The sequence below is a fragment of the Bifidobacterium gallicum DSM 20093 = LMG 11596 genome, from assembly GCF_000741205.1.
GTDB lineage: Bacteria > Actinomycetota > Actinomycetes > Actinomycetales > Bifidobacteriaceae > Bifidobacterium > Bifidobacterium gallicum.
Map to the genome: position 1 here is coordinate 226,827 of NZ_JGYW01000004.1, position 23,934 is coordinate 250,760.

Consider the following 23,934-nt stretch of genomic DNA (forward strand, 5'->3'; position numbering starts at 1 on the left):
ATACCCAGCACTATTTCACACAATATGCAAGCTTGGTTCGTTAGAATGGGCACCGTGATACTTGATCGACAAAACCGCCTCAGCTCCGCCGAGCTGCGCATGCGTCTGAACCAACTTGTCGAACACGGTGAGGACGATGCCGCCCCCAAACAGCTGTTCGAAATCGCCGATTTTGTGAACCAAATGCAGATTTATGAAGGCGCGATGTATGAGATCAGCACCAAACTTGAAATCCTCGACACTGAATTCCAAGTGCGATTTGCGCACGACCCAATCCACCATATGGAGCGCCGTCTCAAATCAGTGGACTCGATCATGGAAAAACTCGAACGGCATGGCTTGCCGTTGACAATCGAGTCGATCCGCAACAATCTGTTCGATGTGGCCGGCGTGCGCGTGATTTGCAATTACCGTGATGATGTGTATTCCGTGTCGAACTACCTGTCGGCCCAGTCCGACATCCAGGTGCTACGTGTCAAGGATTACATCAAAAATCCCAAACAGAACGGCTACCGGTCATTGCATGTGATTTACGCCGTGCCCGTGTTCTTGTCTTCCGGCGCCCATTACACGCCTGTGGAAGTGCAGTTCCGCACGATTGCCATGGACTACTGGGCGTCGTTGGAGCACGCGTTGCGCTATAAATCGGACATTGATGACGCCAAACTCAACGAACATGAGCAAACACTATTGGATTGCGCCAGATCGTTGCAGAATGTGGAAACGCAAATGCAGACAATCCATCGCGACATCAACGGCGCGCCGCAAGGGGGCGAAGCTCCTGTGGAAATGCCGCGACGTGAGGAAGGCGACGACCTGAGCGATTTCTCGTGGCTGTAGCGAACAATCAACAATCAACAACCGACCGATACCACAAAAAGTGAAGGGCTTGGAGTTCCGTCAGGAAGCATCCAAGCCCTTCATTGTTCTTTGCTTACTTGCCGTGCAGTTCAACCGCTACACCATGCTCAGTGAATGAGCTCGCTAGTGAATTAGTGAGCCAACCAATCAGTCACGGCTGCCAAACAGGCGCAGAATGTAGAGGAACATGTTGATGAAATCGAGATACAGGTTCAATGCGCACAGAATCGACAGACGCTTGATGGCCTCCGGACCCTGGCTGGAATACTGGGCAAACACCCGCTTCATGAACTGCGTGTCGTAAATCGTCAAACCGGCGAAGACCACGATGCCCAGCGCCGTGATGATCATCATGGCTGTGTCGCCCGGGAAGATGAACATCACAATGACTTCCGCCACAATCAGCACAATCAAGCCGATCAGCAGCACAGGACCAGCCTTGAGCATGTTGCCTTTGGTTGTCATGCCGAACATGGTCAGCGCGAAGAAGAAACCTGCTGTGACGAGCAATGCCACACCAATCGTGCCCAGACTGTAGGCCATGAAAATGGTGCTGAGTGTAAAGCCCATCAGCGCGGCGAACACATAGAACCAGATGCGTGCCGTGGACGCTTGCATCTTCATGACGCGCACACCCAGATAAACGGCCAAGCCAATTTGCACGCCGGCGACGAGCAGGATGCCGATCAGGCCCGTGGCGCGAATGAAGCTGATATAGGCTCCCGTCATCTGCGTGATGAACGCCACAGCGGCCGTGATCAGCAGGCCGATTGTCATTTCACCATACGTGCGCGTGACCGCGTCATGCGTGGCGCGCTCATAGGTGACCTGCGACATGGCGTTGATCGGCGTCTGCTGATAGGCGCCCGCGTTCGGCGCCGAAGCGGTGGCCTGCGCGTATTGCGGATTGTATGGTTGACCATACGGCTGCTGCGCATAGGGATTGGAGTTGGGCATGTTGCGCCCATTGTTCGTGGGCTGCGGTCCATACGTCATAACATTCATCCTTTACTGTTCACCATGATGGTGTTGCTGCCACCATGGTACGGGTGACATCCCTTCCTTCACACTAACGTTAGCAGTGAATTCGCTGAATGTGGCAGAAATCTGCACAGGGATATCCGTCTATTGTTTCCAACAATTCTGAATTGACTCATATTCCGGGCAAAATAGCTCATTTCCGCGCGCGCAGGCAGACACGACGGGGGTATCGGACTATAGTGGAACGCAACCCATTGAACGGAACAGGTCATGGACATCGGGGTCCGTGCATAAACATTTCCGGGTCAATGGCGCTGTTTGTACACCAGGGAGTTGGGAAGGAACCAATCGACCCGAATCGATGATACTTCCGGCACGATTCCTGCAGGCGGCGGAGCGCGGTCCGCTTTGTCGATTTCCGCCGTGTCGTGCCCCAGCACGTCCCCGACCCCATCCCCTCCCCCTAAGGCGCCCGGTTGGCAATCGCCTACTCGCGCCTTATCTTGCGTGTGTGTGGACTGCTTGCGCCGTCCAGATCTTTTCGGTCACTTGTCGCAGCCGACTGGCGCGCTCACTGGTGGCACGACAGCCATTCAACGGCCAGCTTGGTACGGTTGGAAATGTTGGTTTTCGCAAGAATGTCGCTGATGCGGTTCCTGACGGTACCTTCACTGAGATAGAGTTGCGCGGCAATCTGCCGGTTATCAAGGCCTTCCGCCACCAACGCCGCAATGTCACGTTCGCGTTCGGTGAGCCCTTCAAATCGTTCATCACTATGGCCGGCATCCATGGCCGCCGCATCCGTCATGGCGCTCCCCTGCGTTCCGAGCATTGGCAGCTGTTGCAGCACTTCGGCTCCGAGCACGACCTGGCCGGCCATCACGGCTTGCACGGCGGGGATGACCGATGCCACATCCTGCTTGATCAAATAGCCTTTGGTATGCAGTTCCACGGCGCGACGGATGTACTCGGGGTCGGCGAACGTCGTCAAGATCAGGATGCGTGCCTGAGGATGAGCGTTGAGGATGAGTTCACTGGCTTGCAAACCATCCATATCAGGCATTTGCACGTCAATCAGCAGCACATCGGGCTCGTGACGCTCATACTCGCGCACAGCGGCCACGCCATCATGTGCGCTCCAAATGACTTCAGCCGTTTTGGTGGCCGTGAGAATCGTACCGATCGATGTGCATACAATCGGATCATCATCAACAATGGCTACTTTCATTGGTGTCGCTTTCTGTAGGGGAGGTGTTTTGTGTATGAAACGTCGGTTCGTCATTCGCGTGTGTATGCCTGTGACGCGGATCGTAGGGCACAATCATGAGTCAACATCATGGGCTGACTGTCGTTTTGGGAATTGACACGAACACGCGCCAACCCTCGCCATGCGGTCCGCATAGACTTTGACCGCCCAGCACACGCGCACGCTCCTCAATATCGAGCAAACCAATGCCAGGCGTGCCGTCCCCATGTTCACCTACCGAAGGTCCTCCATCATCCTGCACCACAAGCTGCCATAGACCTGGCAATTCATTGATGCGTACGGAAGCGTGCCGTGCTGTGCCATGGCGAATAGTGTTGGTCAACGATTCGCGGATGATTGCGGCGAAACAATGCGCCACTTGCGACGGCGCATGCTCCACGCTGTTATGCAACTGCACGTCCAACGCCGCATCTGCGGCCACACCAACGGCATCATCCACCATAGCTGTGAAATCAGTGCCTTCATCACGCAAATCATGGACGGAACGGCGGATAGTGGTCATCGCGTCATCAAGCGTGGCGCCGACTCGCGCGAACGATTGCGCATGTTCGTCGTCACCCATCGTTGCGGCTACGACCTGGTCGGCTTGCACCATCATGATTGCGCTCGTGAGCAAATGTCCCACGTTGTCGTGGATTTCACGTGCGATGCGCGTACGCTCGGCCATGCGTGCACGTTGCATGTCGGCGGCGCGCGCGGTTTGCATGTCGTTCAAGTTGGCACGTGACAGGCGCAACCGTTCACGTTGCACGTCAGCTGTCATGCGCATACGGTCGCCTTGGGATGTCCGGCGCGCCAACGCGTAACTGACCATACCGGCCGCCAACCCCCAGAGCAGCACGAGCCATATCATGTCCAGCAACGTGGGATCATGCATCATCTCGTGCCATTGTGCCGTGGGTTGCAGCGCCATAAGCAACACCAGAATAATCAGTGGCGTCGCTCCAACGTACCTGCGCCAACGCGGCTGTGCTTCAGACAGTCCCGACGCATAAGTGGCGTCAGCGGCCAGCACCGGAATGAACACGCTCCATTGGGGCATCCACAGGCATAGCGCGCTGAGTGCCGCATAACCGATTTGGCGTTTCGGGCTGTTAATGAGCATGCCCAGAGCGCCCACGCAAATACTCAACAAGAGTCCGCATACGAAGGTCAGGTTCATCGGAATGCCAGACATGGTGGCCAGCAGCCAGGCAGCGGCAAACGCTGGAATGTGCATGATTACATTCATCGGAATGCCACCTCCTTGGTGCTGGACTGCGAATGTTTCCATCATCCAGCAAACCATGGTGGCTGTCATCCCTATGGTGACATTCCTCACCATGTTCCTTACAAATGGTGATGGGAAACACTGTGTGGCCACTATACGGGGGGTGCATGATAGACACCATGAACACACATGAACAGCATATGGGTCAGGCTCCGAGCAACGTCGCCCAGTCTACGGCCGCCATCGCCGTCAAGGACCTTGTCAAGAGGTATGACGATACGCTGGCGTTGGATTATCTGTCTATGACCGTGCGTCGCGGCGAAATCTACGGGTTGTTGGGTCCCAATGGATCAGGCAAGACCACGGCGATCAACTGCATTTTGGGATTGCTGACCTTTGATTCGGGTACTATCCGCATTTTTGGTGAGCCGATGGGACCGACGAGCTACGATCTCAAACGCCGCATTGGCATCGTGCCACAGGATGTGGCCGTGTTCAATGAGCTGACTGTTGAGGAAAACATCAACTATTTTTGTTCGTTGTATGTCCCCGACAGATCGCACCGGAAGCATCTGGTGCAAGAGGCCATTGATTTTGTGGGGCTCGAAGACCATCGCAAGTTCCGTCCGCGCAAACTGTCGGGCGGTCTGCTGCGCCGTTTGAACATCGCATGCGGCATTGTGCACCAGCCGGAACTGATTTTCTTTGATGAGCCGACCGTGGCGGTGGATCCGCAAAGCCGCAACGCGATTCTTGAAGGCATCCAAAAACTCAATGGCCGCGGTTCCACGATTGTGTACACGAGCCATTACATGGAAGAAGTGGAACAGATTTGCGACCGCATCCAAATCATTGACCATGGCCGCCAGATTGCGTTGGGCACGGCTGACGAGCTTAAACGCATGATTTCCTTAGGCGAGCGCATCAGTATCGAGACGCCCGCGCTGTTGGGCGACGCATTGGCGCGCGCCAGCGTGCTGCAAGCGCTCGACGCGTTGGAAGGCGTACAGGAAGCCTCATTTGACGACGGGCAGTTGCACATCATGTGCGAGCAAGACGCACACAACCTTCTTGACGTGTTGCAGTTGTTGCGTGCGCATCAGGTGGCGGTTGGCCATATCAGTTCCCACTCCCCCACCCTCAACGATGTGTTCTTGGCATTGACCGGCACGACCTTGCGTGATTAGGCCGGTGCGGGAGAAGAGGAGAGAGTCATGTGGACCACGTTTGTGACCATGTTGAAGGTCAATTTGCGTGCCAAATCAGCCGTGTTCTGGCTGTTTTGCTTCCCGATTGTGCTGTCGACAATGTTTCTTGGCATGTTCAGCAATTTGGGTGAGGCGTACCGCATCAACACCATGCGGTTCGTCGTAGTCACCGACCAAGCGTTTTGCGATGCCACTGCGGCCCGGACGCTGATTGGCGCCTTGCAGCAAGATCCCGTGGATACGCCCAACTGCAAGAACGCGGTGGAAGTGGAAACGATTCCTGTTGAAGGTGTGGATTTGCGCAATTTGCTCAAGTTGCAGCCTGTTGATGATGTGGCATCGGCCACTGACCTGATTAATGACAACCCGGATATCCGAGGCTTTTTGAGTGTTGATGACGAAGGCATGCTCAGTGCCACAATCAGCCGTTCAGCCGTGTCACATGCCAGTGATGCCACCCAAGCCACAAGTTTGCCTGTCACGTTGAGCATCCTTAACGAAACGATTGGTGTGTTCAATCGTCAGCAACTGGAAATGGCCAACGTGGCCAAACGTGATCCAAACGCGCTGCATGACGACACGTTCTTGCGGCAGATTGCGCAAGACCCGCAATTTTCCAAGGAAATCACCTTGACGCATTTCAAACCGGACCAGAATGCCCGCTATTACTATGCGCTGCTGGCCATGACGGCGTTGATGGCCACGACATTCGCCGTAACCACCGTATGCACGACCCAGGCCAATTTGTCGGCGTTGGGCATGCGCCGTTCCCTGGCCCCGTTGGCGCGTTCCAAACAGCTGCTTGGAGGGTTTCTCGCCAGCTGGTTATGCACGATTGCCGCATTGCTGGTGGCATTGCTGTACATCCATTTTGTGTGCGGTGTGGGGCTTGGAGGCCGTTGGGCGGCAGTCATCCTGGCCATCTTTATAGCATCGTTGGCTTCCAACGCGATCGGCACGCTGCTCGGGGCATTGCCACGGTTGAGCAACGGCGCCAAAATCGGTCTGTCCACAGCAATCGCCTGTGTCTGCTCACTGTTCTCAGGCCTCTATGGCGAACCTGCCATGCTGCTCAGTGACACGATTCAACGCAATACCCCGGTGTTGTCGTTAATCAATCCCACCCAGCAAGTGACCAATTTGTTCTACGACATTCTTTATTACGATTCCTATGCCCCGTTCTGGCGCACAGTCGGCATCCTTATGGCCATGACTGTCATCTGTTTGGCGGCGGCGACAGCACTGCTCAGGAGGCAACGTTATGCACACCTATAAAACCGCGATACGCGTGCTGCTGTCGAAACGACTGATAATCCTGATTTATGTAGGCTTTTTATGTCTCATGATGTTCGGATTGAGCTGGATGTTCGCCAGCCAAACCGCCTCATTGGGTTCAAGCGACACATATGAGCCGACGCATGCCGATGTGGCCATCATCAACCAGGATGCCGAACATGGGCGGTTTGCCGAAGATATGCGCGCATTTTTGAGCCATGATAGCGACATCATCGATATCGGCAGCACGGCTGAACAAATGCAAACGGCTGTGGCGTCCAACTATGTGGATTTGATCATCATCATTCCTGACGGCTACACCTCCGACCTGGCCAAGGCGCTTGACCAAGGCACCACGGTTCCGCAACTGGAAGTGGTGACGAGTTACACGTCGGCCTACGGTTCATTGGCCCGTTTGCAGCTTGACGATTTCCTGACGTTGACGCGTATTGATGCGCTGGCACAACACGCCAGTCAGCAGCATGGTCACGCAGCAATCACCGCAGCCACGCTCACCGATGCGGCAGATCGTGTGCTCACAGCCACCGGTGATCAGCGCGAAGCGTTCCCTGAAATCGCCGTAGCCAAGGATCCTCATGCCAATGAGGATATGGAGGAAGCCGCACGCATCACGTTCATCAACACCGTGAAAATGGGTGTGTACCCGCTGCTCGTGGCCATGATGGTGACCACGGCGTTGACGATGAGTTCATTCTCATTGCCGAACGTGCGCCGTCGCTTGTATGCGTCCCCACAGCATACGGGTCCGATGGTACTCGCAGAGTTTCTGGGATGCGCCACATTCGGACTTGCCATCGGATTGCTGTTCTTCGGCATCTCATTGGCGTTGCCCGCGCTGGCAGGATTGCCCATTACCGGCATACCGGTTTTGACGCTGGTGTTCACGTTGCTCTCATCATTCCTCTATGCCGTGGTGGGCGTGGCATGCGGATTCATGGTCAGCATGCTGTCGAGCAACGACGTGGTCGTCAACGCCGCAGGCAATGTGTATGGTTTGCTCGTCATGTTCACATCGGGCGTCGCTTTCCCGATTAGCATGATGCCTGATTTCATGATTGCCATCGGCAAACTCACACCAGGCTGGTGGCTCTGCCAGTCCATCGATGCGATCAGTGGCGAAAACGGGCGCTTGGATATCGGGGCATGGGCCCAGAACTGCCTGCTCGTCGCCTTGTTCGGCGCCACATTCATCCTGATCGGCTTGGCCGTGTCCAAACTGCGGCGCACACGGCCATCACTCGAGGCTTCAGGGGTGACCCAACTCATCGAAGCCTGACCGAATAAATGTGCGTGCCTTTCCCGTCTTGCATGGCACGCACAGTTGGGGCTGGAAGCCTAGCGCTTCCAGCCCCTTCTGTATATATGACATCCAACAACAATGCCGGAAAACTCGCCGGCATATGAAGATTGGTTGTTCGGCCTTACACTGCAGCCAACATCATCAACGCGTTCGCCGCATGTCACGCATGGTGACGGCGATAGGTCTTCCAAATATCAGCCAATGATTGACCGGTAGCAGGACGCTTCCACACATCGATTTTGGCTGAACCACCATCACTGACCGCTTTCGCAGCCGAAGTGGGGCTTGAGAATTCACGGCCGTCAGGCAACCGCAAACCGTCAGCGGTCACCGTCACTTCCCAATGCTCATGTTTACGCGGCCGATCCCACACGAGCGTCTCCCCCACGGTCAACAGGCCGGCGCGTACAGCTTGGGCGACAGTGACACGTTTGGAATTCGGGCGTGCACGATGCGTGCCGGCATTATGGGCATCATCAGCATCATCACTATTCGTTCCGGTACCAGCCGGGGCGTCATAGCGAATATTCCACGCTTGCGCAATGAGTTGCAACGTCTCATGCTGGCGCTGCTGCAACGCATCGGGAGTCAACTGCACCAACTGTGTCAGCTGCTCGGTCAGCGGGAAACGGCGTGAACTGACACTTTGCACCATGCGATCGCGTCGCGCACCAAAATCATTGAGTGAGGTGAAACTGCGCTCGCCAGCCTGGGTCAGCACGTAATTGCCAATGCGGTCCACCCAATAATCGTATTGGCTTGGCGTCCATGATGAGAACGATGAGGTTGTGCCCAACCGTTCGGGCAACAAACGAATCACATTGAGACTGCGCGGTCGGTCAATCGCATGGCCGGCTAGCTGCTCGTTGGCCCGGACCAGCAGCAACCGTTTCATGTCATCACTGATTGTCAGCTCGCCACGCAAATGCATCATTGCGGAACGCTGCTCATCGGGGGAAACGGAAAACCCTACAATACGGCGTACCGGCAGATGACGTTCCAAGTCACGCACTACCATGCATGCGCGTTGACGGCGACGCAATGTGGCCTCACCATTGAGCGCATCGATGCCGGTGACACGGTCAAGCGCTTCCAAGACTTCCGACAGCCACGGCATGTCATGCAGTTGTGCGGGTACGGCACGGTCACGCTTGGCGTCATCGGCAAACAATTGAGTGTCGGGGTCGTCAAGGTTCGTGATTGTGTGGTTGAGCGCCCACATGGCCACAGGGCGCCAATCCTGCGTCGGATAATCGTTAAGACCGGCCAACAGGTTTTGCACATTCGTTGGCAATACGGTGCTGGTCGGATGTTCCAGCATTTCCCACGCCGCCACATACGGCCGTAATGTCGCATCCACAAAGTTCATGGCTTCGCCATGGTCAAAGCATGGTACGAGCACCGCATCGGAAAAATCAGCAATCGGCTGTTCACACATCGGCTGATGCGTGATAATCAGATGCATGTCTTCAAAGAAGCGTTCAATGCGGGCGGCATCATCACCGAACGGTTCCATGATGTCATCCCAGCGCGACGCATAAGCTTCACGAATCGATTGTGGAATATGCGCAATGACTTTGGCTTTGAACACGTCCGATGCCGTCAATGGCATGCCGCGCATGTTCATCACATCAAAAATGCGGTAGGCGCCCGACAAATCATCGGTGACCACAATCACGAGCATCACGTTATTGACAAGGAACGATGCGACAACGCGACGTTCCTCATCGCTCATTTTGGCCAGCTCATCATAGGCGTAGCGCACATTATCCATGATGTTGCGTTGGGCTTGTGTCGCACAATCCGTGTCATGCAAATCGAACAGCGCTTCCAGATTGCCTTGCTGCACATACTCGCGGAAGAACTCTTCATCACGTTCACGCAAATGCACACGCGGTTCAGGCGTGATGCCGCGCAACTTGTCGCCGGTTTCGACCATGAGTCCCGCCAGGCTTTCTTCCAACTGTGGGTCGTCTTCCAGATAGCGCAGCACAGCGAACAGGATTGTCAGCGACACCAGCCGCTGTTGACCATCAATGACCTGATAGCGGGCGCCGTCCTCACGCACGAGGATCAACGACCCGAGGAAGTATTGGCTCAGCTTGGCGCTGCATGCGTCGATGACATCATCAATGAGTTGGCTCATTTGCGTGCGACGCCACTGGTAGGCGCGCTGGAATGATGGCACCACGAATCGGTAGTCGGCTGTAAATACTTTGGCCAGCGGCTGTTCACTCGCGCTAATCGACATACTCGTCTCCTTCAAGCAGCGTGATACCGGATTGCGCCATGCGTTGCACAGCCTGCTCGCCCAGTTCCACGCTTACCGGCACGCTCAAATCCGTATAGACCCGCGTCTCGAATCCCAAGCGTTGCGCATCCAATGCCGTGTCACGCACACAATGCGACAACGCGATGCCCATAATATCCACACTGGTGATGTCATGGTCACGCAGCAACTGTTCCAACGTCTGCGAGGCATGTGCCTGAACCTGTTCGCGTGTAGGGACATCATCAGTGTTGTCTTCAATGCCTTCAAAACCAGAATACGCCGCGCAATACTGGCCTTTTTTGATATGGTGATCTAACCCGAGCGCGGCAATCGCCGGATGCAGCTGCGCGTTTGGTGTGCCAGCCTTGCCATGCACCGGCCAGGTGTCCACATAATCCGGCTGTTCAGACCAATGCGGCCCCGGTTCAATATGCCAATCCTGCGTCGTCACAATCAGCGCATACTGGTCACCATACTGTTGCACGAACGTCCCGATCGCTTCAGCTACGGCGTTGCCACCCTCCACACCGAGCTCTCCCCCTTCACAGAATGTCGGTTGCACATCAACAACAAGCAAAGCACGTTTCAATTCAGTCATGCGCCCATCTTAACCGTCAACGCATGCGCACAGTACTTACATGTTCAGCTATTGCCTCATTGCGTTGCATGACGATTCAATCCACGCATCCCATACGTTGCCAAACCCATGTAGTGTCGTTCCAATGCACAGCAGCCCGGACCGTAAAGGTCCGGGCTGCCATACAGGAATATCCGTGGGCTTAGGTCAACTTAGCCCTTCATCAGGTTGCGCAGCACATACTGCAGGATGCCGCCGTTACGGTAGTAGTCGGCTTCACCTGGAGTATCGATACGCACCACAGCTTCAAACTCGGTATGCGATCCATCAGCGTGCGTAGCGTCAACATGCACAGTCTTCGGTGTCACACCTTCGTTAAGCTCAGTGATGCCAGTGATGCTGTAAGTTTCAGTGCCGTCCAGTCCCAGCGACGTGGCTGATTCGCCTTCGGGGAACTGCAACGGCAGCACGCCCATGCCGATCAGGTTGGAACGGTGGATTCGTTCGAAGCTTTCCACAATCACAGCCTTGACACCAAGCATGGCCGTACCCTTGGCCGCCCAGTCACGCGAGGAGCCTGTGCCGTATTCCTTGCCGCCAATCACGACGAGTGGCACATCATTGGCGATGTAATTGCGGGACGCCTCATAAATGGTCGTCGGTTTCATCTCCAGGAAGTCATAGGTGTAACCGCCTGGTGTGATCTCTTCACCAACGGCGCCCAGCAGCAGGTTGCGCAAACGGATGTTGCCGAACGTGCCACGTACCATCACCTCATGGTTGCCACGGCGCGAACCGTAGGAGTTGAAATCCTTCTGCTGCACACCATGCTCCACCAGATACTGGCCAGCAGGACTCGACGCCTTGAACGCGCCAGCCGGCGAAATATGGTCGGTCGTCACCGAATCGCCGAGGAAAGCCAGCACGCGCGCATCACGCACATCTTCCACAGGAGCCGGCTGTGCCGTCATGCCATCAAAGAACGTCTGCTGACGCACATACGTCGAATCCGGATCCCAAGCGAACAGCTCGCCTTCAGGCACGTCGAGGCCCTTCCAACGCGCATCGCCATCGAATACCGAAGCGTAATCCTTGAGGAACATCTCGCGGTTGACATTGTCAGCCACAACCTGTTCGACCTGCTCATTCGTAGGCCAAATGTCCTTCAAGAACACCGGCTTGCCTTCACCATCCTGGCCCAACGGTTCGGTTTCAAAATCGAACGCCATCGTACCAGCCAACGCATAGGCGATAACGAGTGGCGGAGAAGCCAGATAGTTCATCTTGACATCAGGGCTGATACGGCCCTCAAAGTTACGGTTGCCCGACAGCACCGCCGTGACCGTCATGTCGTTCGTGTTGATCGCTTCGGAAATCTCCGGCAGCAGCGGACCCGAATTGCCAATGCAAGTGGCGCAGCCGAAGCCGACGAGCTGGTAGCCCAACGCGTCCAAATCATCCTGCAAACCGGCCTGTTGCAAATAATCAGCGACAACCTGCGAACCCGGAGCCAGCGACGTCTTGACCCACGGCTTGGGCTTCAAACCACGAGCCACCGCATTGCGCGCCAACAAACCGGCGGCAATCATGACCGACGGGTTCGACGTGTTCGTGCACGATGTGATCGATGCGATGGCCACATCACCATTCGTCAGTTCGAAATCACCACGGAAATCCGTGCTGACAGCCACAGGTTCACGCGTCGTCTTGTCAGTGACATAACCCGGCAACGTTTCTTCAAACACACGCTTCGACTCGCTCAACGCAATACGGTCCTGCGGACGCTTCGGACCAGCAATCGACGGCACGACCGTCGACAAATCCAGCTCCAAGTATTCCGAATAGCGCGGCTCCACATAATCCGGATCGTTGACATCATGCCACAGCTTGTTCGCCTTCGCATACGCCTTGACGAGTTCAACCTGCTCATCGGAGCGGCCCGTCAAACGCAAATAATCCAACGTGACATCGTCAATCGGGAAAATGCCACACGTCGAACCAAACTCAGGGCTCATGTTGCCAATCGTCGCACGGTTGGCCAGCGGCACAGAAGCGATGCCCTCACCATAGAACTCCACAAACTTGCCGACCACACCATGCTGACGCAGCATGTCGGTGATGGTCAACACCACATCCGTGGCCGTCACACCCTCAGGAATTGAACCTTTGAGCTTGAAGCCCACCACGCGCGGCACAAGCATCGAAATCGGCTGTCCGAGCATAGCGGCCTCAGCCTCAATGCCGCCAACACCCCAGCCGAGCACGCCCAAGCCGTTGACCGTTGTCGTATGCGAATCAGTACCTACACACGAATCCAAATAGGCCAGCGTATTGCCGTCCTGCTGAGCCTTCGTCATGACCACGCGAGCCAAATACTCAATATTGACCTGGTGGATGATGCCTGTTCCCGGCGGCACAACACGGAAGTTCTCAAATGCCTGCTGGCCCCAACGTAGGAACTGGTAGCGCTCGCCGTTGCGCTGGTATTCGATGTCCATGTTGACTTCGACGGCGTCGGCAACACCATACTTGTCAATCTGCACCGAATGATCAATGATCATGTCGGACTGTACCTGCGGATTGATGACCTCAGGGTTGCCACCGAGCTTCTTGACGGCGTCACGCATCGTGGCCAAATCCACCACGCAAGGCACACCTGTGAAGTCCTGCATGACCACGCGGGACGGCGTGAACTGGATCTCATGGCTCGGGTCGGCAGCCGGATCCCAATCCAACAGCGCCTGCACATGCTGGTCAGTGATATTGGCGCCATCCTCATTGCGCACAAGGTTTTCCACGAGCACCTTGAGCGAATACGGCAGATGGTCAATACCCGCCAAATCAGCGATGCGATAGTAGTCAAACGTGGTCGAACCCACGGTAAGCGTATCTAGTTGGCTTTCGCGCAACGTCATATGTTCTGCTCCGTTCTGCGGGTGGTCAGCCATGCCGCCCTGCTCGCTTCAGCGTACCTATCATGTTCGCGCACGACTGAACCGGCGCTTGACATATGAGACGAGCGCAAACAGCTGGGGCAAAATCTTTGGAATCAACCACACACTCAATGCAAATAGCACTACGGCCAGCGCCAGTGCGGCCAATGCCGGCAAGACAGCCACCCCCGTCGGCCAGTGTAGCTCAAAGAATGCAGAAACAAACGGAATGCTGATGCCCAAACAGGCCACCGCAGCAAACGCGGCAACAAGGCCGCCTCGCCACGAACGCAACGGCCGTGCTACACGCGCCAACACAAGAACACCCATCAGCAACAACACCAACGCGCAAATCGAACGCAACCGCAACAAATCGGCATTGTCCGTGTCCACATTCCATCCCAGCCACGCTGGAATGCCCCATGCGGCAACCAGCACAGCCAATGCCGTGGCGATACCGCACGGCAACGCGAACGCAAAGACGCGTCGCAAGAACCCTGGGATGTAGCGCCTCGTGTTGGGGGCCAATGCCAGCAAGAAAGCCGGGGCGCCAATCGTCAATGCGCCAATATATGAAATATGGCGTGGCAGGTACGGGTATGGAATGGCCGTAAGCACCACGCCAAACGAGATTAGCGCCGAATACACAGTCTTGACGAGGAACAAACTCGCCACACGTTCCATGTTGGCCATGACCTGACGGCCGCGCGCCACCACATCGGGCAAATGCGAGAACTTCGAATCCACAAGCACCACTTCAGCCACGGCTTTGGTGGCCGGCGCCGCATTGCCCATCGCGATACCCAGATCGGCTTCCTTGATGGCCAGCGCATCGTTGACACCATCGCCCGTCATGGCCACCACATGGTTGCCCGCATGCAACGCTTGCACAATGGCTTTCTTCTGTTCAGGCAACACACGGCCCAACACATCAACGCCTTCCAGTACTTCAGCCAGCTCGTTGATGTCTTCTGGCAGCTTGCGTGCGTCCATCGAAACCGGTTCGCGCTCCCCTGTGAGTTTCACCTTGGCGGCAATGGCTCCCACCGTAACAGGATTGTCTCCGGAAATGATGCGGCATCGCACGCCTTGTTCACGGAACCATGCCAGCGTGGGCTGCGCATCGGAACGGATGCGCTCCGAACACAGCACGAGTGCCACGGGTTGCGCTTGGGCGTCCACAGCTGGATTTGTTTCAAACCCATCAGGCACACTATCGGCCACCGTTTGACGCACATGCATGATCAGCAATACACGGTTGCCTTGGTTTGCATACTGGTTGACGGTGTCCAACACATCGTCGTGGTCGCCACCGATAGCGGTGAGCAGCACTTCGGGAGCACCCATATACCACACGCCTTGGCTGTCATCAAGGCCCATCGTGGGCGTGGCGTAGGCCACGGCGCTCCATTTGCGTGCGCTCGAGAATGGCACGCGAGCATCGACCGAGCCGGGCTTGACGCCTTGTACGCCTAAGCCTTCGAGCACGGCTTTGCCTGTGCCGTTGGGGTTTTCCTCATTCGCGAGGTCAGCCAATGCCTGGCGCACGGCGCCCATGGTGGGTTGGCGGGAATCAGAAGAATCCTGAGAGGGCGTCAACGCAACAATGTTGTCGAACTCGATGCCGCCGTCAGTAACCGTGCCGGTCTTGTCCAAATTGAGCGCGTCGACGCGGGCGAGCGTCTCCACGGAATCAAGGTCTTGCACAAGCGTAGACTTGCGCGCCAAACGGATGGCCGCGAGCGCAAAATTCAGCGATGTCAACAGCACGAGGCCTTCCGGCACCATGCCCACCACGCCCGCGACGGATGAGACAACAGCCTGCCGCCAGGCCCCCGTGGCGAACGCGTGTCCCCAACCGCCGACCGTGTTCATCTGTGTGCAGATCAGTAGCACGCACAGCGGCACGACGAGGAACGTCATGAACTTCAAAATTGTGTTGATGCCGCGGTTGAGGTCGGAAATGTTCTTTTTGTAGACCTTGGCTTGTGCTGTCAACTCCGCGGCGTAACTGTGCGCGCCGACGGCCGTAACGCGTACGAGTGCCATGCCGGACACGGCCGTGGATCCCGAGAACACCTTGTCTCCCACTGTTTTGCGCACCGTGCGCGACTCGCCGGTGATCATCGATTCATCTAGCTCGAGCCCCCAGTTGTCCACCACTTTGGCGTCGGCTGGAACTTGTTCGCCCGAACGCAGCCATAGCAGGTCGCCGAGCACGATGTCGTTGTGCGAGACGGCGATGTTGTGCCCCGCGCGACGCACCATGTAGTCGGATGCGACGAGGATCGAGAGTCTGTCAAGCGTGTGTTTGGCCCGCAATTCGGTGACGATGCCGATGCCTGTGTTGATGATGATGACGAAACCGAACACGGCGTCTTTCCAGGAGCCTGTGATCAGCACGAGCACCATGGCCGTCAGGATGATGCCGTTGAACAACGTGAACACATTGGCGCGCACAATGTCTGCGAGCGAGCGCGACGTTTCGTCCTTGACAAAGTTGGTTTGTCCTGCTTCGCGGCACTGGTCAACTTGCGCTTGGCTCAAGCCGTCCTCAGTGACGGCCGGCAGCGATACGTCGCCGTTATTGGAGGTTGCTGGCGTCGCAGATGGTCCTGATGCTCCTGCTACTGCGGATGGTGTTGCGGACGAACCTGTCTCGGGGGCGTTCGGCGAAGTGGTCATGGTTGTTTACCCTACCGCAAATGGGCGGCCGCTGCCCATCATCCTCACGAAGGATTCAAATTATGCGAAGTGAGCCGCGCTCCCTCATGCGGGGATTGCAGCGGCACTAGGAGGCAACGCAAACTGTAGCCAGACAAATCCAGTGTTGATATTTCTGTATAAGTATGTATACCTACCAAGAAAGTCTGCAATCTGCGTATAACTCGTTATAACTTTGTATAAGTTGCCGTTCTTCATTGTGGGTAGCGGATTGCCCAATTTGCCCGGAGTGCTCACTAAATCAAAGTCATATGCGGAACGGTTGTTCCATTATCAGACGCTGGCCAATCTCACACGTGAGCAGACCGACGAAGTGTTTATGCAGACTGCAGCCAAGAATGGACGCACATTCACCACTGACGCCTTGGGTGTGCTGTGGGAGCAAACCAAAGGATATCCGTATTTCATTCAAGCGTATGGGGCGGCCGCCTTAGGGAAAACCACAACGCAAATCAGCAACACTCGCCAGATTCTCATGGCACATGGCCTCATCTATTCACCATCATTTGGCCGCGCAGCATTCACTGTTCCCGGCATGGGCGATTTCATTCGCCGACATGAACCAACAACTGAGTTTCCTCATGCCGAATGACCGGAAGACATAATAGACATACAGGAAACGCAGCTGAAAGCGGCTGTTATTGCAGTGTGGAGACGGTGATGTCCTTCTCGTGGGGATCGTCTTTGGCGATTGTCATCAGCACGTCGCCAATGGGCTGAGCGTCCATCATACGGTCATTGATGCGCAGCGCGGCCGCATAGAGATTGGAGTCCTGTGGTTCATCCACAGGGTTGAGCAGCACCACCGCTACTCCGGCGTTGCGTGCGTTCTCAAGCGCTTGTGTCAACTCGTGGGCATCATCCCCGGCCATATCCAGTGCGCTGATCATGACGATATTCATGTGACGATGCACTATGTCGTCAATACCGGCAACCTGGGCTTTGACCAGGTCCGCGCCGCTTTTGCCTTCCATGGATACATACGCGGCATTAATGTCGGCGCGCTTGCAAGCATCGAGCACCAACTCGTCGGCACCGCCCTGCGCACTGCCAATGAACCCGACCGTCACTGTGGATCCTTGAATCTGGTCATGCGTTGGCGACGCCTTGACCGATTGTGTATCGCCCACCGCATGCCCGGACGGCGAGCAGGAAGCCAACATCATGGCCCCGGCTACCGTCAACGACAGAGCGGCCAGAGCCGCGACCAAACCATGACTGTTCCGCTTGTTACGTGCGTTGCGCTTGTTACGATGTGCCTTCATGCTCCCCACTTTAGCCAGTTTCGACCGCCCGACATCCCCATTGCGCTCAGCGCCTGTGCCCAGCTCAGCAGTTTGCCGGCTACTCTTGAGAATCTCCGCTGTGGCTAGCGTTCATCTTCTTGCGCAAGGCCTGATGAACGGAGCGTTTACTTCCTCATCCAAGAGTTTGCCGTACATGGCCGGACGTCGGAACGTGTTGCCTGCACCGCACTCCTCTCATAAATCGCATGACATGATGTATTCTTCTTCATTTTCATCGATTATTTGAAATCCGACATTCTCATACATTTTCACGGCATAGTTTGCTTTTTGTACCGATAGGGACACTTGTTTATAATCCCTTTCCCGAGTTCCCTCAGCATGGTTTCCATCAATGCCGTACCGATACCCTCCCTTAATCAAGGTAGCCGCATCTCGCGCCAGGACTGCGGCATCGCATGTGACGATGAATACGCACGTCTCAGTATCTTACAAAGAATTGCTAAATCGATTGACGTTGTAAACATTAGTGAATACAATGAGGGCAACTTCAAAGGTAAGGAGTTGATACCATGGTTACAGCACCTACACAAATCCGCATTGATGCAGATATTAAGAAAGAAGCTGCCGCCTTATTCAAGAACCTTGGTCTCGACATGTCTGGCGCGGTGAATCTATTTCTTCATCAGTGTGTCCTTCGTGGAGGGCTTCCCTTCCCCATTGAGATGCCTCAATATAGCCAACAAACTCTCGACGCAATGGCTGAAGCTGTGCGGGTATCGCATGACCCCGATGCGCCCGGTTACACCAGTATGAAAGACCTTAAGTCAGCATTGGAATCATGATGTATAAGGTCAAGTTCACTGCAACTTTTAAGAAGAGCTACAAGCTTATGAAGAAGCGCGGTCTTGATATCTCGCTGTTAGACGATGTCATCGATCAGTTGCGCCAAGGTAAGCAGCTGGACAAAAAAGTACCACGACCATAACCTGTCTGGCAATCTCTCCACATTCAGAGAGTGCCACATCAAGCCTGACTGGCTTCTCGTCTATCTGATTGAAAACGATATATTAACATTAACTTTAGTTGATACCGGTTCACATTCAGATATCTTCAAAGAATAATTATTGGAGCGGCCCCAATCGGAGCCGCTCCCTTTATATGTTATATGCCTTATGTGTTTTCATGCAGCAAACATCGCGGTACACTTTGCGTGACAATCGACACAACCTCGTGACCCACGTGGTGAGACTTCGGTTACAATCCAATATGAAGCCTTACAATACTGGGATCCACAGGTTATGTACATAATGAATGTCATAAGAATCACACGCTTTGAAGGCATGGGATTGATGGCGTCTGCAGTTGAACACTTATCAACCGACTTTGTTGCACCTACAAACGTATCCATGAGATGAATCACAATATTAATCAAGTAATGTATTAGTAAAATACGAGGCTGCAACTAACGCAACATACTATAGAACGAATAATCCACAACTCCCTTGATGTGTTCCAGGGCATGCTCCTCCAGCTCTTTGATCATCAAACAATTGATATCTGGAAGATGAATATCAGGACCTGCCACAATTCCATAATCAGCACTTGTAACAAATCCTCGCGCATTATAGTTTTGCGGGTTTCCTTCCACAAGCACGGCCTTAAAGCCCATCTCTTTTGCTTTCTCAAATCCAGCTTCAATGAGATCTTTAGAAATATGCCGCCGTTGCAATTCCGTTTTTACTGCAACAGGAGTAAGTATCAACAATTCCTCATCAAATTTACCTTCGAGTTGAAAACGCGAAAACATTGCATATCCAACAACAGAATCAGTATCATCCACCATAATAAGCTCCAGTGCAGGAATGTAATATTGTTTTGAGCGTATTTCTTCAACCAAACTACGGACCACCTTTGCCTCCTCCTCGGAGTCGTAATCCGCGAACACCCGTTCCACAAGATCTAATGATGGAGCCAATATGCATCTTCCATACTTTTTATAATTCTTTTCATTGAGCGCCTCTATCCAATCTGTACCGCACATAAATGGTATTTACAATGTTTTGATACGCCTTTTCAACATCATCGTCCTCGTGCACGGAGCCGACGGCGCCGCCAATCTCGGTCAGCACCTATTGCCCTTGCTGACTCACGCGTAAAACATATCCACGTTTTACCGGTGCAGGGAACATATCACGAGAATGCGCAACAATTACTTTGCATGCTCAACATGGAAAAACGATAAAATGCTTATCGATAGATAATACAACACGCCAAAACCCCAGAGCAATCATACCGCCCATAGTGTCTTTTTGATCAGAAACACTGAACATACCTGTCATAGGCATAATCAGACAGCTTATGAACAATACTCCGTGAATCAGAAGAAGTATTTTAAGCGCTTAATTTCTGCCGTTCTTTGTCACGATTGTCAAACTGATAAAAAGTCGAGAGAACCAGCATACCATAACTGAGAAGGTCAAGATTAAACAGCATTCCCATATTTTATAATTCAATATTTTTGCTTCCTGCTGATTCAATTGTTTGTTGATAACGGTAGTGCACTGCGTATAGTAAACAATCAGGACGAGTACACCGTACATTCCCGCAAATATTGCGGCGGCAAGACCTGCCGCCTTTCTGCTTTCGTTACATTTATCAACAAACGCCGCTGTCATCACCACATAACTGATTGCCAGAAATATACAAACACATTACCTCCCAAAATCATATGAAATCAGCATGCACACTGCAAATGCAATTACTGTTATCCCTTTTACAACGGAACCTATCTAACCAAGTTTATTTCTCATCGCATCAATGTAGCCTTTTACAATTCTTATTTATATGACAGCACTGTTGCGAAGATGCTGATCATAGCTCGTTCACTCGCGTCAGCAGCGCCACCGCCTCAACGGTATCTTCCTCAACCCGAGAATTGTCATCAGGCACATACTCCGTTGTTTCCAGACGGTTGAACTCCTTGATGCCGAGCAAATCATAAGCCTCTTCGGGCAACGTGGGATAGAAGGACACGGGACACTTGAAGCGCACTCTGGTCACAATCGTATCGCTCTTCTTCGGGTTCGCATCGGGATTTATCTCTGCGCTCTCAACCACCTGTCGCAGAATCTCCTTCTGCTGCGCGGGGTCGTACTCGTCGAAATGCTCGCGGAACTCGTCCAGCATCTCGTACACGCGCACCGCCTTGCGGTACCCCTGCGCGTTGAGCCAAGACGCCAGCGCCATAACGCCCTTGCCGTTCTCGGTGTACTCGTGGAATATGATGTGGACGCTTTCCGCCTCGGATTCGTCGATTTCCAGATGCCCCTTGCCCTTCTCGTCCTTGACGAGCTTGTAGCCGAAAGGCGCCTGACCGCCGTTCCACTTGCCCTCGCGGGCCTTCTGCTCACGCCCCGCTATTGTCTGAACGAGAATGTTCTCGCGCTCCATCCCGGCGAACGCCGACATGAACGCAATCATCATCTTGCCCATCTGGGCTTCGCTGTTGATGCCGTCCTTGACGCAGACGAGGTTCGTGCCAAAGTCCTGCATGAGCTGAAGCGACGAGAGGGCATCTGCCGCGTTACGCCCAAAACGGCTCAGCTTGAACACAAGGACATAATCAACGCGGACGCCGGATTTTATCTCTTCCATCATCTCTTGGAAGTGAAGACGTCCCGTGATGTTCTTGCCCGAGTAGCCATCATCTATGTACTCGTGCAATATGCGCAGGTTCTCACGCTTCGCATACGCGCGCAGGTCGTAGAGCTACGCTTCGATTGACTCGCCATTCTCCACTTGCATCTTCGTGGAGACGCGAACGTACAGGAAGCAGGTCTTGGCCTTGTGTGCCAACCCCTCCCATGATTTCTGATTTGTGCTCATAACAATCTCCTTTGATTGATAAATTGCGAAAATACGCATTTAATTATAAAGCCCGTCGCCCATAGGAACGTCGGCGGCCCACGTTGTAATTATTCTTCGGCATCTCGCTCCAAGAACGCGAGATATTGCCTGTACTTACGGAGCATCATGTTCTTTGCATATTGCTCCATATACACATAATCAGGCTCACCTGCATCATCGACGGGAAGCATCAGCTTTTGCCTTAGCATACGCTTCTCCTTAAACTTGTAGCCATAACTATATTTCGAGCGTTGTTGAGCAAAAAACGATGCAAAAAACAGCAGAACAAACTTATTGTTTTTATAATTGCGAAGAGATAGTTGCTTCACATCATCCGTAAAAATACACTCATATGGATGATAAAACGCGATACAAGGTGCGCCATTATAATTAACGTCCAAAACATTGCTGTCCTTTGACGCGTTATCATTGCCAACAAAACCTGTCACTCCGTTACCGTTGTCTGTCGCACCAATGAACGGACGTGTTCCGGGAATTTTATTTCGTGTTTCCAAACGCTTACCTGCTCCGACCGTAAAAATATCATTCAATGGAAACTCGGCCCATTCCTTTTCATCTAACGTCGGAATCTCTACAAGCTCTCCCAGCTCTGCAACGTGTGCTTCGACATACTTGCGATATTTATCCAACATCGCGTCACGCTTCTGCTGTGCATACTCCGCCATATACGCGTAATCAGGCTCGCCGGAATCAGTGACGGGAAGCATAACGGTCAGGCATTTCATTCGACCAAGCGTTGCGCCATTGCCTCCCCAGTTAAATTTTGCCGTCATCTGCTGACGTAAAATTGGCACCATAAACTGGGCAACATCTTCATTCAGGCTTTCACCAGTAATAACTTGTATGTTTCGCCCAGTAACAAACTTGTGAGGCTGATAGAACGCCGTCTGCGTATCCAGACCGACAGTGATACATCCGCCATCATCGCTACCGAACTCATAGTTCTTTGGGCTTACAAAACGAGCCAAACCGTTATTTGAATCAGAATGAGTAACATACGGAACAGATTTCTCGTCATCATCTATTAGACGAACACCGTCAATGCTGCTATCAGTCGTTTTGATACACAACGGGGCGTCGTCGCCAAAAGCAGACAGTTGTGCCCACGTCTTCGCATCAAGACTCTGTATCACCGTCACCCCCTTCAAACAGGTACTCACGGTTCTGCATGACCATCGAGAACTCGAAAGTCAGGTAATCGCCGATAGCTTTCTCGAAATCTGCATCCGTCGGAATCTCATCGTTGAAGTAGTAGAACGAATGCAGCCACTCGTCATCGGCCTTCACCGTGGATTCCACGCAGAACTTCGACGGAGCCTCGGCGTTCCCGAACCACACATCAGCAAGTGCTGTCTCTTGTCTTTCGCCGAATCGCCCTCGACCAAGCCGACGTGAGCGCGAACATCGTAACCGTCATCACGGAAGTCGATGAACTTACACACCTTGTCCTCATCATGCAGTTCATGCGCCGTGAAGACCGCGATAACAGGGTTCGTGCCGACCCCGTAGAATGTATCGGTGTTGCACGTGATAACACCCTCCAGCGTATGCTTCTTCATGATGCTCGCCTTATATGCCTACTCGGCCTTCGACTTACCCGTCATGGAAGACTGCGGCACGATGACAGCGGCTCGTGCGTCGATTGCCAGCGAGTCCAGCATGTGCTCGATGAAGGAAATCTCGTACTGCTCGGGGTCCGCCTTCGTGCCTTGAGAGTACGGCGGATTCATCAGTCCGACCGTCGCGCCCTTGAGCTGTACCTGAGCGGGATTCTTGCGAAGAAAATCGCAGCATTCCAAATTGCTGTTGCCGTCCTTGCGCAGAATCATATTCGCAGCGGCGACAGCGAACATGTTGCTCTGCAACTCGAACCCGTGCAACTGCTTTTTCTTGATGTTCTTCTTCTGGGCGTCCGTATCGGCAAGGGTCAACATGCGATGCATCGCCGAAATCAGGAAACCGGCCGTTCCGCACGTCGGGTCTAACAAGACTCTGTCTTTAATACAATGTGCTTCTCCCGAATATGTAGTCTTATGCCCGTAGAAAGCCTTATTCTGAGGGCTTTTCCGCATTTCAAAAGGCATAAACCGGCCTGCGAAATACGGCAGATACGCTCTTGCTGTCGCTGTAC

At 53.9% G+C, this 23,934-nt stretch carries 22 protein-coding genes; 8 read left to right on the forward strand and 14 right to left on the reverse strand.

Translation table 11 applies throughout. The features are described 5' to 3' along the window. The first annotated feature begins 45 nt into the window (after window positions 1–45). Window positions 46–840: a GTP pyrophosphokinase gene (locus BGLCM_RS03760; RefSeq protein ID WP_044084792.1), complete on the forward strand. Its 795-nt coding sequence runs from the start codon at window positions 46–48 to the stop codon at window positions 838–840. Window positions 841–1,008: 168 nt separating this feature from the next. On the opposite strand, the gene BGLCM_RS03765 is transcribed toward BGLCM_RS03760, so the two are convergent. The 3 genes from BGLCM_RS03765 to BGLCM_RS03775 form a co-directional block, all read right to left on the reverse strand. Continuing rightward, the gene (locus BGLCM_RS03765) at window positions 1,009–1,857 is read right to left on the reverse strand and encodes a Bax inhibitor-1/YccA family protein (protein ID WP_044084793.1); all 849 of its coding nucleotides are present in this window, start codon (window positions 1,855–1,857) and stop codon (window positions 1,009–1,011) included. Window positions 1,858–2,413: 556 nt separating this feature from the next. Continuing rightward, on the reverse strand, window positions 2,414–3,070 hold the full coding sequence (locus tag BGLCM_RS03770) for a response regulator transcription factor (RefSeq protein ID WP_006294381.1): 657 nt from the start codon (window positions 3,068–3,070) through the stop codon (window positions 2,414–2,416). A 106-nt stretch (window positions 3,071–3,176) separates the two neighbouring features. Continuing rightward, window positions 3,177–4,385: a sensor histidine kinase gene (locus tag BGLCM_RS03775; protein ID WP_160268335.1), complete on the reverse strand. Its 1,209-nt coding sequence runs from the start codon at window positions 4,383–4,385 to the stop codon at window positions 3,177–3,179. Between the two features lie 134 nt (window positions 4,386–4,519). Between BGLCM_RS03775 and BGLCM_RS03780 the strand changes: the two genes are divergently transcribed. The 3 genes from BGLCM_RS03780 to BGLCM_RS03790 are packed head-to-tail and all read left to right on the forward strand — an operon-like array spanning window position 4,520 to window position 8,099. Then, a complete protein-coding gene (locus BGLCM_RS03780; protein ID WP_044084891.1) occupies window positions 4,520–5,506 on the forward strand; it encodes an ABC transporter ATP-binding protein in 987 nt (328 codons plus the stop codon). A gap of 27 nt (window positions 5,507–5,533) precedes the next feature. After that, the gene (locus BGLCM_RS03785) at window positions 5,534–6,802 is read left to right on the forward strand and encodes an ABC transporter permease (protein WP_006294378.1); all 1,269 of its coding nucleotides are present in this window, start codon (window positions 5,534–5,536) and stop codon (window positions 6,800–6,802) included. Then, complete coding sequence (locus BGLCM_RS03790; RefSeq protein WP_006294377.1) at window positions 6,789–8,099, forward strand: ABC transporter permease; 1,311 nt, start codon at window positions 6,789–6,791, stop codon at window positions 8,097–8,099. The genes BGLCM_RS03785 and BGLCM_RS03790 overlap by 14 nt, the downstream gene beginning before the upstream one ends. A 184-nt stretch (window positions 8,100–8,283) precedes the next feature. Here the strand turns inward: BGLCM_RS03790 and BGLCM_RS03795 are convergent, their stop codons facing one another. The 4 genes from BGLCM_RS03795 to BGLCM_RS03810 all read right to left on the reverse strand — a co-directional run bounded on the left by BGLCM_RS03795 (window position 8,284) and on the right by BGLCM_RS03810 (window position 16,590). Beyond that, window positions 8,284–10,374: a GmrSD restriction endonuclease domain-containing protein gene (locus tag BGLCM_RS03795; protein WP_006294374.1), complete on the reverse strand. Its 2,091-nt coding sequence runs from the start codon at window positions 10,372–10,374 to the stop codon at window positions 8,284–8,286. After that, complete coding sequence (locus tag BGLCM_RS03800; protein ID WP_044084892.1) at window positions 10,364–10,984, reverse strand: isochorismatase family protein; 621 nt, start codon at window positions 10,982–10,984, stop codon at window positions 10,364–10,366. Before BGLCM_RS03800 ends, BGLCM_RS03795 begins: the two co-directional genes overlap by 11 nt. A 200-nt stretch (window positions 10,985–11,184) precedes the next feature. After that, complete coding sequence (gene acnA, locus BGLCM_RS03805; protein WP_044084794.1) at window positions 11,185–13,887, reverse strand: aconitate hydratase AcnA; 2,703 nt, start codon at window positions 13,885–13,887, stop codon at window positions 11,185–11,187. Between the two features lie 60 nt (window positions 13,888–13,947). Next, the gene (locus tag BGLCM_RS03810) at window positions 13,948–16,590 is read right to left on the reverse strand and encodes an HAD-IC family P-type ATPase (RefSeq protein ID WP_148401491.1); all 2,643 of its coding nucleotides are present in this window, start codon (window positions 16,588–16,590) and stop codon (window positions 13,948–13,950) included. A gap of 268 nt (window positions 16,591–16,858) precedes the next feature. Here BGLCM_RS03810 and BGLCM_RS03815 point away from each other — a divergent pair, with 268 nt between their 5' ends. Then, the gene (locus BGLCM_RS03815) at window positions 16,859–17,221 is read left to right on the forward strand and encodes a hypothetical protein (RefSeq protein ID WP_148401492.1); all 363 of its coding nucleotides are present in this window, start codon (window positions 16,859–16,861) and stop codon (window positions 17,219–17,221) included. 46 nt (window positions 17,222–17,267) lie between these two features. On the opposite strand, the gene BGLCM_RS03820 is transcribed toward BGLCM_RS03815, so the two are convergent. After that, window positions 17,268–17,894, reverse strand: coding sequence for a hypothetical protein (locus BGLCM_RS03820; protein ID WP_006294367.1), 627 nt, complete (start codon window positions 17,892–17,894; stop codon window positions 17,268–17,270). A 551-nt stretch (window positions 17,895–18,445) separates the two neighbouring features. Between BGLCM_RS03820 and BGLCM_RS03825 the strand changes: the two genes are divergently transcribed. Genes BGLCM_RS03825 through BGLCM_RS03830 form a run of 3 tightly spaced genes read left to right on the forward strand, consistent with a single transcriptional unit; the run spans window position 18,446 to window position 18,997 of the window. Beyond that, complete coding sequence (locus tag BGLCM_RS03825) at window positions 18,446–18,718, forward strand: type II toxin-antitoxin system RelB/DinJ family antitoxin (protein WP_006294366.1); 273 nt, start codon at window positions 18,446–18,448, stop codon at window positions 18,716–18,718. Beyond that, on the forward strand, window positions 18,718–18,861 hold the full coding sequence (locus BGLCM_RS08785; protein WP_338010458.1) for a type II toxin-antitoxin system YafQ family toxin: 144 nt from the start codon (window positions 18,718–18,720) through the stop codon (window positions 18,859–18,861). The genes BGLCM_RS03825 and BGLCM_RS08785 overlap by 1 nt, the downstream gene beginning before the upstream one ends. After that, window positions 18,803–18,997, forward strand: a complete 195-nt coding sequence (locus tag BGLCM_RS03830) for a type II toxin-antitoxin system YafQ family toxin (protein ID WP_338010457.1) — start codon at window positions 18,803–18,805, stop codon at window positions 18,995–18,997. The genes BGLCM_RS08785 and BGLCM_RS03830 overlap by 59 nt, the downstream gene beginning before the upstream one ends. A gap of 341 nt (window positions 18,998–19,338) precedes the next feature. On the opposite strand, the gene BGLCM_RS03835 is transcribed toward BGLCM_RS03830, so the two are convergent. From BGLCM_RS03835 to BGLCM_RS08650, 6 genes are all read right to left on the reverse strand, one after another. Then, on the reverse strand, window positions 19,339–19,917 hold the full coding sequence (locus BGLCM_RS03835) for a GNAT family N-acetyltransferase (protein WP_006294364.1): 579 nt from the start codon (window positions 19,915–19,917) through the stop codon (window positions 19,339–19,341). Window positions 19,918–20,747: 830 nt separating this feature from the next. Further along, window positions 20,748–21,635, reverse strand: coding sequence for a recombinase family protein (locus tag BGLCM_RS08035; protein ID WP_274518191.1), 888 nt, complete (start codon window positions 21,633–21,635; stop codon window positions 20,748–20,750). Window positions 21,636–21,850: 215 nt separating this feature from the next. Further along, a complete protein-coding gene (locus BGLCM_RS03850) occupies window positions 21,851–22,936 on the reverse strand; it encodes a restriction endonuclease subunit S (protein ID WP_006294359.1) in 1,086 nt (361 codons plus the stop codon). Further along, window positions 22,920–23,102 carry a hypothetical protein gene (locus BGLCM_RS08640; protein ID WP_238548625.1) on the reverse strand — a complete coding sequence of 61 codons (183 nt, stop codon included), beginning with the start codon at window positions 23,100–23,102 and terminating at the stop codon, window positions 22,920–22,922. Before BGLCM_RS08640 ends, BGLCM_RS03850 begins: the two co-directional genes overlap by 17 nt. Then, entirely contained in the window at window positions 23,087–23,362 is a 276-nt protein-coding gene (locus BGLCM_RS08645) for a hypothetical protein (protein WP_006294357.1), read from the reverse strand. Before BGLCM_RS08645 ends, BGLCM_RS08640 begins: the two co-directional genes overlap by 16 nt. Window positions 23,363–23,380: 18 nt before the next feature. Beyond that, window positions 23,381–23,791 (reverse strand): HsdM family class I SAM-dependent methyltransferase, encoded by a 411-nt coding sequence (locus BGLCM_RS08650; RefSeq protein WP_238548626.1) that lies wholly within the window; start codon window positions 23,789–23,791, stop codon window positions 23,381–23,383. Window positions 23,792–23,934 lie beyond the last annotated feature (143 nt).